This window comes from Agrobacterium sp. V1 (genome assembly GCF_030518355.1).
Lineage (GTDB): Bacteria > Pseudomonadota > Alphaproteobacteria > Rhizobiales > Rhizobiaceae > Agrobacterium > Agrobacterium cucumeris.
In genome coordinates this window covers 14,629-27,209 of sequence record NZ_JAULSF010000002.1, presented here as the reverse complement: position 1 = coordinate 27,209, position 12,581 = coordinate 14,629, and the positions used below count along the sequence as shown (strand labels likewise).

Genomic DNA, 12,581 nt, shown 5'->3' with positions numbered 1-12,581 from the left:
GCCGCTCCCATTCATAGGCCCTGTCATGATCCGCATCGAAAACATCAGCAAGTCGAACAGTCACCGCATTCTTTACATCGAGGCCTCCGCTGCGCTCAATCGCGGCGAGAAGATCGGCCTTGTCGGGCCGAACGGTTCCGGCAAGACCACGCTGTTTCGGATGATGACCGGCGAGGAGCAGCCCGATGAGGGACAGGTCGTCGTCGAAAAGGGCATGACGGTCGGTTATTTCGATCAGGATGTCGGTGAAATGTCCGGACGCTCAGCCGTCGCCGAAGTCATGGAAGGCGCAGGCCCGGTCAGCGAAGTGGCAGCGGAACTGCGGGAGCTGGAAGCCGCCATGTCCGATCCCGACCGAATGGACGAAATGGACGCCATCATCGAACGTTACGGTGAAGTGCAGGCGCGTTACGAAGAGCTTGACGGCTACGCACTGGAGGGCCGTGCCCGTGAGGTTCTGGATGGCTTGAGCTTCAACCAGGAAATGATGGACGGTGACGTTTCAAAACTGTCCGGTGGCTGGAAGATGCGTGTGGCGCTCGCCCGCATCCTTTTGATGCGCCCGGACGTGATGCTGCTTGATGAACCGTCGAACCATCTCGATCTCGAAAGCCTGATCTGGCTTGAGGATTTTCTGAAAAACTATGACGGCGCATTGTTGATGACCTCGCATGACCGCGAATTCATGAACCGTATCGTCACCAAGATCATCGAGATCGATGCCGGCAACCTCACCACCTATTCCGGCGATTATGGCTTTTACGAACAGCAGCGGGCACAGAACGAAAAGCAGCAGCAGGCGCAATTCGAGCGCCAGCAGGCCATGCTCGCCAAGGAAATCAAATTCATCGAACGCTTCAAGGCGCGTGCTTCGCATGCCTCGCAGGTGCAGAGCCGCGTCAAGAAACTTGAAAAGATCGACCGCGTCGAACCACCAAAACGGCGCCAGACGGTCGCTTTCGAATTCGCACCGGCCCCAAGATCGGGTGAGGATGTCGTGGCGCTGAAGAAGGTCAACAAGGCCTATGGCAGCCGCACGATCTATGGCGAGCTGGATTTCATGGTGCGGCGCAAGGAGCGCTGGTGCATCATGGGCGTGAATGGCGCTGGAAAATCCACCCTGCTGAAGCTGGTGACCGGTACGACCGCGCCGGATTCCGGCAATGTCACGCTCGGCGCCAGCGTCAAGCTCGGTTATTTCGCCCAGCACGCCATGGATGTTCTGGATGGCGACAGCACCATTCTGGAATGGCTGGAGGAACGCTTTCCAAAAGCGGGACAGGCGCCGCTTCGCGCGCTTTCCGGCTGTTTCGGCTTTTCCGGCGACGATGTCGAAAAGCGCTGTCGCGTTTTGTCCGGCGGTGAAAAAGCCCGCCTCGTGATGGCGGCCATGCTCTTCGATCCACCGAATTTCCTTGTACTCGACGAACCGACGAACCATCTCGATCTCGATACCAAGGAAATGCTGATCAAGGCCCTGTCGGATTATGAGGGCACGATGCTGTTCGTTTCCCACGATCGCAATTTCCTCGCCGCCCTCTCAAACCGGGTACTTGAACTGACCCCGGATGGCATTCACCAATTTGGCGGCGGCTACACCGAATATGTCGAAAGCACCGGGCAGGAAGCACCGGGCCTTCGCAGCTGAGGCACGTACCGGACACAGGGTCTCCGCAACGGTAACTTTCGTACTCGATACTGGAGAAGCAGATGCGGATCGTGGTTTACAGCGCCAAGCCCTATGACAGGCAGTTCCTTGACGCCGCGGCCCGGTCAGGCATGCGGATACAATATTGTGAAGCGCGCCTGTCGCTTGAAACTGTTGCCCTGGCGGAGGGAGCAGGTGCTATCTGCGCCTTCGTCAATGATGACCTGTCGCGGCCCGTGCTCGAAAGGCTGACGGAAATGGGCGTGCAGCTCGTCGCCCTGCGATGCGCCGGTTTCAACCAGGTCGATCTCGTGGCTGCCGAAAAGCTGGGCCTGACCATTGCTCGCGTTCCCGCCTATTCGCCCTATGCGGTTGCCGAACACACGATGGCGCTCATCCTGTCACTCAACCGCAAGATCCATCGCGCCTATAACCGCGTCCGCGAAGGCAACTTCGCCCTCGATGGCCTGCTTGGTTTCGATCTCCACGGCAAGACCATCGGCATCGTCGGCACTGGAAAGATCGGCGCGATTTTTGCGCGTATTGCATCGGGTTTTGGCTGCCGTCTCATCGGCCACGATCTTCAGCCGAATCCTGATTGCGAGGCGTTGGGCGTGGCCTATGTGACACGGGAGGAATTGTTCCGGACATCGGACATTCTTACGCTGATGTGCCCGCTCACACCGGAGACCAGGCACCTGATCCGCAAGGAGACGCTACCCCTCCTCAAGAAAGGCGTGATGCTCATCAACACCAGCCGCGGCGCAATCATCGACACGCGCGCCGCGATCACGGGTCTGAAAGACGGCAGGATCGGTTCTCTCGGCATCGATGTCTATGAGGAGGAGGCCGATCTCTTTTTTGAAGATCTTTCCAATGACGTGCTGCGCGACGATGTCTTTGCACGGTTGCTGACCTTCCCCAATGTTCTGGTAACCGGTCATCAAGGGTTCTTCACGGAGGAAGCCCTCAAAAACATTGCGGATACCACGATCGGCAATATTGAAAGCTTCATCAGCACTGGCAAAGCGCTGCATGCGGTCTCCACCGAACAGCTTGCAGGCCCTGTTTAGCGCTTCCGCCCCGCCTCTGAATTATTCATGCTTCGAGCCTGCGGAAATCGTCGGCAGGCCGATTGCCCGCCCCAAATCCCCGGTATAGGTTTCGAGCAATCTTTTCAGGCTTTCAAACCGGACCGGTCGAGCGACAGATGCAACTCAAAGACTGCTATAATTTCCACGATTTTCGCCGCATGGCCAAACAACGTCTTCCCGGACCGATCTTCAACTACATAGATGGCGCTGCCGACGACGAAGTGACGTATCGACGAAATACGGCCGCCTTTGAAAACTGCGATCTTGTTCCGGATGTGCTGCGCGGCGTGTCCGACGTGGACATGTCGGTCACCGTCATGGGGCAGAAGCTCTCCATGCCGGTCTATTGTTCCCCGACGGCGCTGCAGCGTCTCTTCCACCATCAGGGAGAGCGGGCGGTCGCGGCCGCGGCTGGAAAGTTCGGCACGATGTTCGGCGTCTCCTCGCTCGGCACCACCAGCCTTGAGGAAGCACGCCGGATCAGCGGCGGGCCGCAGGTCTATCAGTTCTATTTCCACAAGGACCGTGGCCTCAACCGCGATATGATGGCGCGCGCCAAAAGTGCCGGTGTCGAGACGATGATGCTGACCGTGGACAGCATTACCGGCGGAAACCGCGAGCGTGACAAGCGCACTGGTTTTGCCATCCCCTTCAAGCTCAATCTCTCCGGCATCGCGCAATTCGCCATCAAGCCGGCCTGGGGCATCAATTACCTGACGCATGAGCGTTTCAGCCTGCCGCAGCTCGACGGCCACATAAAAATGGATGGCGGGGCGCTCTCCATCAGCCGCTATTTCACCGAGATGCTGGACCCTTCCATGAACTGGGATGATGTGGCGCAGATGGTGAAAGAATGGGATGGCCCTTTCTGCCTCAAAGGCATCATGTCGGTTGACGACGCCCGGCGCGCTGTCGAAATCGGCTGTAGCGGCATCGTGCTCTCCAATCACGGCGGTCGCCAACTCGATGGTTCCCGCAGCGCCTTCGACCAGCTGGCAGAGATTGTTGATGCCGTCGGCGACCGGATCGACGTAATGATGGATGGCGGCGTACAGCGCGGGACCCATGTTCTGAAAGCGCTGTCTTTGGGTGCCAAGGCTGTGGGGCTCGGCCGTTATTATCTTTTCCCTCTGGCTGCCGCCGGCCAGCCCGGGGTGGAAAGGGCGCTGGAAACAATGCGCATCGAAATCGAGCGCGGCATGAAGCTGATGGGCTGCACCACTGTCGAGCAGCTAACGCGCCGGAACCTGCGGTTTCACAGATAGAACCTTATTCCGCATTTCCAGGCAAGGTCACAGCTTCCCGCTGTCATCACAGGCCATTTCCGCGGCGTTTCGCCGATGTTCCAGCAGCGCTGCGCCGATATTCCAGATAAGCGCCAGGGATACCACCACACAAATGCCGCCAGAGATCAGGGAACGGTGGCGCTTTGCACCTGATAGGAACACCCAGCCGATAATGGCATAGGCTGCAAGTGCCGGCACGGCAGGGATCAGAACCGATATAGGTCCGTCACAATCGACTGCCTCGATGCCGACGGCGCGATACTCATTTGGCGGCGTCGTGATGCCGAGGACGGCGACGGGCAACATCGCAGCGAGAACGGCATAACGGAAGAAGCGAGGCGTATCGGGCATGTCTGCTCCATAGCCGGGTAATTAAAAATCGCGACGGTACTAAACCTTCTGCGCAGACTGCTCGAGGATGGCTTTTTCTTGATGGCGGTCATTCCTGAAGTCGTGCCAACGATCCGAAAGGGAGCTTGCCCGATTTCCCGGAGAAATCCAGCATTTTAAAGAAGACCGAACTTGGCAGGTCGCGCTGAGTATGATTATCGTTGCACGATGCAACCATAATGGATTTAACATGTCCGAACAGTCTCTCCCCATAAATGACATCCGCTTCACCTCGCGCCGGCTTGTCCGGGAACTCGGTTTCATGGGCGGCGATTTCGCAGGCACCCATCTGCCACCTTCCGCCGTTCATGCCCTGATCGAGATCGAGACGTGCCCGGGAATTACGGCGCGTGATCTGGGAAAGCTTCTGCGGCTTGAAAAATCCAGTGTCAGCCGCATGCTTCGCAAACTCATCCTGTCAGGAGATATTCTGGAGAAGACGGACGGGCAGGATAACCGTATCAAGCTGCTGTTTCTTGCCAACAAGGGACAAAAACGCGTCGGCGCCATTCACGCCTTCGCCAACCGGCAGGTATCTGGCGCCCTGACACAGCTTACACCGGCGGATGCAAACACCATCCTTGCGGGGCTTCGCCTTTATGCCGATGCGCTGGGAGACCGAGGCGATGCCGCCGCTCCCGCCATAGATATCGTCTCAGGATACCGGCCGGGCATCATCGCCCGCATAACACAGATGCATGCGCTCTATTACGCCCGGACATCCGGCTTCGGCCAGCGCTTCGAATCCGTTGTCGCCGAAGGCCTCGCCTCCTTCTGCAACCGGCTCGAAAGACCGCAAAATGCGATATGGACCGCGATGCGCGGCGACGAGATTATCGGCTCCGTCGCCATCGACGGCGAAGACCTTGGATCGGGCAACGCGCATCTACGCTGGTTCATAGTGGATGACAGTGTTCGCGGTGGCGGTGTCGGACGCAGGCTGCTTGCAGCCGCTCTGGCCTTTGCGGATGAAAAGGCCTTTGCCGAAACCCATCTTTGGACATTCAACGGCCTTTCGGCCGCCCGACATCTCTACGAGACCCATGGTTTCGCCTGTGTCGAAGAACGTCCCGGCAGCCAATGGGGAAGCGAGGTTCTGGAACAGCGCTTTGTTCGTTCCCGGCCCGAGTGATCGCTAATCCCGGCGGATGAACGGCCGCACCGAAAGTTACCGTGCAGCCGTCTCCGGGTCATAAATCGGACCTATCAGAAGGCGAGCTGAACCTTCATGGATTTGCTTCTGTCACCGGCGGTTTCAAATGCCGTGACCGCCTCTTCCAACGGGAAGGTGCCGGTCAGCAGAGGCTTCAGGTCGACGCGGCGCTGGTTGATGAAATCGACGGCAAGTCCAAATTCCTCATGGAAACGGAACGTGCCCTTCATCTCGATTTCCTTGGCGACCACCATGTTCTGGGGAATGGACACATCGCCGCCGAGCCCGAGCTGAACCACCGTGGAGCGCGGTTTCAGCGCTTCGAGACCCGACCGGACGGCCCTTTCGTTTCCGGAGGCTTCAAATTGCACATCGAAGTAGCCCTTGTTCGCCGAATAGGCTGATAACGCATCCGGGTCGCTGGCAACATTGATGACACGGTCGGCGCCGACGGCAAGCGCCTTTTGCAGAACGGCATCCATGACATCGGTCGCGATGATTTCCCGGGCGCCATGGGCGCGGGCAGCGATGATGGCAAGCGCACCAATCGGCCCGCAGCCGGTGACCAGAACACGCTTGTCGGTCAATGCGCCGGCGCGGTTGACGCCATGCAGCGTCACTGCAAAGGGTTCAGCCATGGCCGCTTCATGGATGGAAATACCGTCGCGCACTTTGTGGCACTGATAGGCCTCGGCAACGAGGCGCTGGCGGAATGCGCCCTGAATATGCGGCATCGGCATGGCAGAGCCATAAAAGCGCATGTTCAGGCACTGATTCTGCTGGCCCTTCAGGCAAAATTCGCAATGGTTGCAGGGCCGGCTCGGCGACACAGCAACGCGGTCGCCGACGGCAAGACCGGAAACGCCTTCTCCCAAAGCCCTGATAGTGCCGGCGACCTCATGGCCAAGGATCATCGGCTCCCGCACCCGCACGGTGCCGAAGCCGCCGTGATTGTAATAATGCAGGTCGGAGCCGCAGATACCACCCGCCTCGATGGCGACCTCGACCTGTCCGGGGCCGGGCTGCTCCGCCTCCCGTTCTTCAATCCGCAAATCCTTGGCCGCGTGGATGACAACCGCTTTCATATTCGCTCCTCCCATGGGGGTTCGGCATGGCGGTTATTGCCGCCAGGCCATTTCCCTGGATTTGTCTCAGATATCGACCACGAGGCCCTTGGCTTTCAGCACAGCCTCGAGCTTGCTGACCTCGATCACCGATTTGCCCTGCTTGTAGGCTTCGATGTAACCGGCCTCGGCATCTTCGCGGGCCTGCGAAAGCTTCGCCGATTCCTGCGCTTCTTCGCGTCGGACGACGACAAGACCATCAGCATCACCGACGATGATATCGCCCGGATTGATGATTTCGCCGCCGACGATCACCTGATCGTTGACCGCGGCAATGGTCTCCTTGACCGTGCCCTTGATGCAGACGCTAAGCGAGAAGACGGGAAAGCCGAGATCTCGCAGCTGCAGCGTGTCGCGCACGCCGGTGTCGGTCACCAGACCGCCAATGCCTTTTGCAAGGCAGGCATTGGCGAGCACATCGCCGAAGGAACCCGCTTCTTCATATTCACCGGCGGAAACGACAATGATGTCACCCGGCTTGGCGTAGTTGATGGCGAGCTGCAGCATGATGTTGTCGCGCGGCGCACATTTGACCGTGAAGGCCGGGCCGCAGAGCTTCATGCGATAGTCGACCGGCTTCAGCCGCGAAGACAATGCGCCACGACGCCCCTGCGCCTCATGGATCGTCGCAGGAGAGAATTTGGCAAGGGCCTCGACATCGGCCGTGGCCGGACGCTGCGCGATATCTTTAATGTGGATCATGAAAACCTCCCACGTTGAAACCGTCGGCGAGAACGTCTCGCCGACCGGTGATGGTGTTGAATGGATGGAATGATGACTGAAGCTAAGCCGAAGCTCAGGGGATCGGATCGAACTTCAGTTCGGACAGAGGCACAACCTTGTCAGTGCGCGTCATTTTGTATTCGGTGTTCGGGCCAAGCCACTTGTCCCAGATGCGATTGATCTCGCCATCCGCATCGAGCTTGCGGAGAATTTCGTTGATCTTGGCGGTCAGCGCCGGATTGTCCTTGGCCATGCCAATGCCGATAGGCTGGAAGAGCATCGGCTCTTCGATCATCCGCATCTGCTTGCCCTTGGTCTTGGATTCGTTGACGAACTTGGTCATCGTCATGGTATTTCCGACGATGCCACGCGCCTTGCCCTGCTGAACGGCAAGATAGGCGGACGCCGTATCCTGGAACGTCAGCGGCTCGGACTTGTTGAGCTTGACGGAGAGTTCCGATGTCGAGCCCTTGCTGGACGCGATGCGCTGGCCGACAAAATCGGACTTCTTGGTGCCGGGGTCATCGACCGGAACGATCAGCATTTCCTTAGCCAGGTAATAAGGGTCGCTGAACTGGATCTGTTCTGCACGGCTTTGGGTATAGGCAAGGTTGGCGACCGAGAGGTCGACGCGGCCAAGCTTGACTTCGGGGACGCGCGCTTCGACCGACACCGGCTTGACCTCGGCCTTGACGCCGAGTTCCTTGGCGATGGCGCCGCAAAGGTCAACGTCGAAGCCCGCCATTTCGCGCGTCTTCGGATCCGGCGAGGCGAAAGGCGGCACGTCGGCGAAAGTGGCACAACGCAACGTCTTGTTCGCCATGATCGTGTCGAGCTGGTCGGCCTTGGCCGGCAGGACCGCGGCAGAGGTCGCAAGCGCAGCGGTAAGCGTAATTGTCTTCCAGTTCATTTCAGTTCTCCCTGTTATTATAGAGGTTGGGTTGGTAATTCAGTCCGGAGCGGATTTTTGCGAAACCGCTCATATTTGTCGCCAGCTCGCCCTAGTGCCTGAGATCAGCGAGAAAACGCTGGGCACGCGGGTGTTGCGGATTTTTGAAAAACTCGTCCGGTTTGGCAGTCTCGAGAATGCGCCCGGCGTCGATGAACCAGATGCGGTCAGCCACTTCACGGGCAAAGCCCATTTCATGGGTGACGCAGAGCATTGTCATGCCTTCGGCAGCGAGGCTCTTCATGACAGCGAGCACTTCGCCGACCATTTCCGGGTCGAGCGCAGACGTCGGTTCGTCGAACAACATTACCGGCGGTTCCATGGCAAGCGCCCGCGCGATGGCAACGCGCTGCTGCTGGCCGCCGGAGAGCTGGGCCGGGTAGGAGCTGGCCTTGTCGGCCAGGCCAACGCGATCAAGAAGCTTCAGCGCCTTGTCATGGGCAACAGCCGGAGAAACGCCCTTCACCCGGATCGGCGACATGGAGACATTCTCGACCACTGAAAGATGCGGGAAGAGGTTGAAGCTTTGGAAGACGAAACCCACCCGGCTGCGCAGGGCATTCAGCTCCTTTGCGCGCATCTGGGCATGGATGTTCCTGCCATCCAGCATGATCGAGCCGCTGCTGATCTCCTCCAGACGGTTGATCGTGCGGATGAGCGTGGACTTGCCGGAGCCCGACGGCCCGCAGATGACAACGACTTCGCCACGGGTGACGTTTTCGTTGACATCCTTGAGCACCTGATAATCGCCGTAGCTTTTGCAGACCTGCGAAAGCGTGATGGTGTATTCCTGAGTGGCGGAAACTGGCGCGGTCATAGCTGCTCCGTAACGATATTGGCGGGGGCCGGTGCGTCTGCCGCGAGCTTGCCGCGCGGGCCTGCCCGCCGGCGGGCGATACGCCGCTCGAGAAGATTGGCGACATGGGTGAGCGACCAGCAGATGATGTAATAAACCAGCGCCAGAATGAGAAAGACCTGGAAAGGCTGGGTCAGGAGCTGGTTGTTCACCTGGTTCGCCGCAAAAGTCAGGTCCGGCACATTGATGACATAACCAAGCGTCGTATCCTTGATGGTGGACACGAACGTCGAAATGAGGCTCGGGATCATGTTGTAGAGCGCCTGCGGCAGGATGATATAGCGCATCGCGCTGAAATATCCGTGCCCCAGCGCCCGCGCCGCATCCATCTGTCCGGCCCCAAGCGATACGATGCCAGCGCGCACAACCTCGCTCATGAAAGCGCCCTGATAGATGACGAGCGTCGCCAGCATGGTAACGAAGCTCGGCACATCCGCCCCGGTCCACAGCGGAACGAGAAAATAGCTCCAGAGGATGAGCATCAGCAGCGGAACGCCACGGGTAAAATACACCACGGCGGTGACTGGCCAGCGCAGGAGCCGCCATTTCGACAGCCGCGCCAGCGCCATCAGGATGCTGACGGGAAAGGCGAGCGCGATACTGAGCGCCGACAGGATGAGCGTGTTGGCAAGGCCGCCCAGCGGCCCGTTGGGATATTGGCCAATCAGCAGAAGCAGCCAGTAATCCTGCACGATTGCGATCATGTCATGGATCATGCCCGTGCCCTCCGCAGTGGATCAGCACGCATGGAGATATAGGCTCCGAGACCCATGATCAGCAGCGAGAAGAACAGATAAAGCACGGTGGCGACGAGATAGACTTCAAACGTCCGGAAGCTGAGATTTTCGACTTCCTTGACCGCATGGGTGAGCTCCGGTGCGCCGATCAGGACACCAAGGCTGCTGTTCTTGAACAGCGAGGTACTGTGGTTGATCAGCGGCGGCAGTGCGTTGCGAACGCCCTGCGGCATGATGACGAAACGCATCGCCGAGACATAGCTATGCCCGAGCGCACGCGCCGCTTCCATCTGGCCGGGATTGATAGAACGCACGCCGGAGCGCAGATCTTCGCTGAAATAGGCTGCCTGACAGAGGCCAAGACCGATAATGGCGAAGATCGCTTCCGCATTGTGGCTGGAAAGCCAGTTGGCCAATCCGCTTGGCAGCAGCGTGAAGACGCCGAAATACCACAGCATCAGCTGCACGAGTGTCGGCACGTTGCGGTGATAGGAAACATAGGCCGCCACCAGCGGATCACCGAAGCGGAAAGGTGACAGGCGAATGGCAAGCAGCACAATGGCCAGCGACATGGCGAGCAGCCATGAGCCGGCATAGATGATGAACGTCATCTGGATGCCATGCAAAAGCATCGAGACGTAGTCCGCATTGCTCAGGATTGCCCAGAGGTCAAAACCGCTCACGCGACTTTTCCTCCGGCTCCGCCCGCCGCGGCCTTATTTTCAGCCGGTCGATTTTCAATCGGCCGACTTTCAATAGTCTGTGGCTTGGCAGTCTGCAGCCCGCCCATGACCTGAAGCGTCGGGGTAATTTCCATGTGGCCGATATTCATGGCCACGGGCGCGGCGATGGCAAAGGCAATCGCATCGGCGATATCGGATGCCTGCGGCAACTCGAAACCATCGATGAAACGTTCGCGAATGCTCGGATCATTTCCATGCACATGGTTGAAGATATCGGTTGCGACGCGGCCGGGGCAGATTTCCGTTACCCGCACGCGTTTGCCGAAAGCATCGATGCGCAGCTGGTTGGACAGCATCGCCACGCCCGCCTTGCTGGCATGATAGATGGAGTTGCCGCCGAAATTGTAATTGCCGGCGATGGAAGAGATGTTGATGACATGGCCACGATCGCGCGCCACCATGCCCGGTACTACCATGCGGCACAGATGCAGCACGGCGCGCAGGTTGACGTCGATCAGCAGATCGATATCGCTTTCATCCGCCTCCAGAAACTTCTTCGGACGATCGACGCCGGCATTGTTGACGAGGACATCGAATGCAACCTCACTGGTGAGCTTCGCAAGCGCCGGCCGGTCCGTCACATCAATGACGTGGGCAAAGCAGCCCGTGCGCTTCGCCAACTGATTAAGAGCATCCGCACTTCTGGCAACCGCATGGACTTCCAGCCCCTCACGGCAAAGGCGCTCGACAACAGCGGCGCCAATTCCGGAAGATGCGCCGGTCACGAGTGCGGTCTTGTAGTCTGAGAATGGCATGTTTGTCCCCTATCGTTGACCAAACATTAGTGAAGCTTTCATCGCTTGCCTAAGACCGATTTTTTTTGGAGTAATAAGCAACTTGTATGGATGATGGATGCGAGCGCTACTTTCGACACTGCATCAGTCCGGCCGGCGAAAAGGCACAACCGCCGCGCCATCGCCCCAAGCGGCGAAATCGCCTAGACGACCGGCGTCGGCAAATCTTTCCCCGCAAAATGAGCGTCCAGATTGGCGAGAACCAGAGCGCCCATTTCCAGCCGCGTTTCATGGGTCGCAGCGCCGATATGTGGTGTGAGAACCACATTGCGCATGCCGAACAGTGCCTCGGGAACATGCGGTTCGTTCTCGAAGACATCGAGCGCCGCACCTTTCAACCCACCCGCCATGAGAATATCGACCAGCGCCTTTTCATCGACGAGCGATCCTCTGGCGACATTGATGAGGGCCCCGTCCGGCCCCAGCGCCTCCAGCACCTCTCGGTTGACGACATGTTTCGTCTCCGACGTCGCCGCCGCTGCGACGATCAGGACATCGCACGCACTCGCGAGTGACACCGCTGTCGAATGATATTCATAGGCCACGTCCTGCTTCTGTCGGCTGAAATAGGAGATTTCCGCATTAAAAGCCTCCAACCGTACCGCAATGGCACGACCTATACGGCCAAGCCCGTAAATGCCGTAACGCCGCCGCGAGGCCTTGTTGCCGAGCGGCATCTCGCTTCTTTTCCATGCGCCGGAGCGGACATGGTGGTCCGCATTGACGAGTTGGCGCAGCAGCATGACACAAAGACCGATGGCAAGATCGGCCACATCTTCGGTCAGCACATCCGGTGTGTTCGTCACCCTGAAGCCGCGTGCGCGGGCCTGATCGAGATCGACCTTGTCGAAGCCGACGCCATTGATCGCGACGATTTCAAGAGCGGGCAGGCAGGCAGCGAGTTCAGGTGCGACCCCGATATGGCCGCCGGTAACGACAGCCTTTGTCGAAGCCGCCTCCGCCTGCAAAAATGCCTGCTTGTCGGATATTTCGTGCCAGCGATGGACCCGGAAGCGTTTTTGCAGCTCCGCCTCGATCTGCGGCTGGAGCGGATAGGTTTGCAGAAGATCGGGCTTCATGCGCA

13 protein-coding genes are annotated in these 12,581 nt (G+C 58.8%); 4 read left to right on the top strand and 9 right to left on the bottom strand.

The features are described 5' to 3' along the window. Positions 1-25: 25 nt before the first annotated feature. The 3 genes from QSV77_RS14300 (at position 26) to QSV77_RS14290 (ending at position 4,007) form a co-directional block, all read left to right on the top strand. On the top strand, positions 26-1,648 hold the full coding sequence (locus QSV77_RS14300) for an ABC-F family ATP-binding cassette domain-containing protein (RefSeq protein WP_302733987.1): 1,623 nt from the start codon (positions 26-28) through the stop codon (positions 1,646-1,648). Positions 1,649-1,710: 62 nt separating this feature from the next. Then, complete coding sequence (locus QSV77_RS14295) at positions 1,711-2,721, top strand: 2-hydroxyacid dehydrogenase (protein WP_302733986.1); 1,011 nt, start codon at positions 1,711-1,713, stop codon at positions 2,719-2,721. Between the two features lie 137 nt (positions 2,722-2,858). Then, on the top strand, positions 2,859-4,007 hold the full coding sequence (locus QSV77_RS14290; RefSeq protein ID WP_302733985.1) for an alpha-hydroxy acid oxidase: 1,149 nt from the start codon (positions 2,859-2,861) through the stop codon (positions 4,005-4,007). 27 nt (positions 4,008-4,034) lie between these two features. Here the strand turns inward: QSV77_RS14290 and QSV77_RS14285 are convergent, their stop codons facing one another. Then, entirely contained in the window at positions 4,035-4,379 is a 345-nt protein-coding gene (locus QSV77_RS14285; protein WP_302733984.1) for a hypothetical protein, read from the bottom strand. A gap of 229 nt (positions 4,380-4,608) precedes the next feature. On the opposite strand from QSV77_RS14285, the gene QSV77_RS14280 reads away from it, so the two are divergent. Then, positions 4,609-5,550, top strand: coding sequence for a helix-turn-helix domain-containing GNAT family N-acetyltransferase (locus tag QSV77_RS14280; protein ID WP_302733983.1), 942 nt, complete (start codon positions 4,609-4,611; stop codon positions 5,548-5,550). A 74-nt stretch (positions 5,551-5,624) separates the two neighbouring features. Here the strand turns inward: QSV77_RS14280 and QSV77_RS14275 are convergent, their stop codons facing one another. The 8 genes from QSV77_RS14275 to QSV77_RS14240 form a co-directional block, all read right to left on the bottom strand. Then, positions 5,625-6,656: an L-idonate 5-dehydrogenase gene (locus QSV77_RS14275; protein WP_302733982.1), complete on the bottom strand. Its 1,032-nt coding sequence runs from the start codon at positions 6,654-6,656 to the stop codon at positions 5,625-5,627. A 66-nt stretch (positions 6,657-6,722) separates the two neighbouring features. Continuing rightward, complete coding sequence (locus QSV77_RS14270) at positions 6,723-7,397, bottom strand: 4-carboxy-4-hydroxy-2-oxoadipate aldolase/oxaloacetate decarboxylase (RefSeq protein WP_302733981.1); 675 nt, start codon at positions 7,395-7,397, stop codon at positions 6,723-6,725. A 94-nt stretch (positions 7,398-7,491) separates the two neighbouring features. Beyond that, positions 7,492-8,328: an ABC transporter substrate-binding protein gene (locus QSV77_RS14265; protein WP_080819608.1), complete on the bottom strand. Its 837-nt coding sequence runs from the start codon at positions 8,326-8,328 to the stop codon at positions 7,492-7,494. Between the two features lie 91 nt (positions 8,329-8,419). Next, positions 8,420-9,184 carry an amino acid ABC transporter ATP-binding protein gene (locus QSV77_RS14260; protein ID WP_142841661.1) on the bottom strand — a complete coding sequence of 255 codons (765 nt, stop codon included), beginning with the start codon at positions 9,182-9,184 and terminating at the stop codon, positions 8,420-8,422. Beyond that, entirely contained in the window at positions 9,181-9,939 is a 759-nt protein-coding gene (locus QSV77_RS14255; protein ID WP_135396999.1) for an amino acid ABC transporter permease, read from the bottom strand. The genes QSV77_RS14260 and QSV77_RS14255 overlap by 4 nt, the downstream gene beginning before the upstream one ends. Continuing rightward, a complete protein-coding gene (locus QSV77_RS14250) occupies positions 9,936-10,643 on the bottom strand; it encodes an amino acid ABC transporter permease (protein WP_080819611.1) in 708 nt (235 codons plus the stop codon). Before QSV77_RS14250 ends, QSV77_RS14255 begins: the two co-directional genes overlap by 4 nt. Continuing rightward, positions 10,640-11,458 carry an SDR family oxidoreductase gene (locus tag QSV77_RS14245; protein WP_302733976.1) on the bottom strand — a complete coding sequence of 273 codons (819 nt, stop codon included), beginning with the start codon at positions 11,456-11,458 and terminating at the stop codon, positions 10,640-10,642. The genes QSV77_RS14250 and QSV77_RS14245 overlap by 4 nt, the downstream gene beginning before the upstream one ends. A gap of 182 nt (positions 11,459-11,640) precedes the next feature. Further along, on the bottom strand, positions 11,641-12,576 hold the full coding sequence (locus QSV77_RS14240; RefSeq protein ID WP_302733975.1) for a 2-hydroxyacid dehydrogenase: 936 nt from the start codon (positions 12,574-12,576) through the stop codon (positions 11,641-11,643). Positions 12,577-12,581 lie beyond the last annotated feature (5 nt).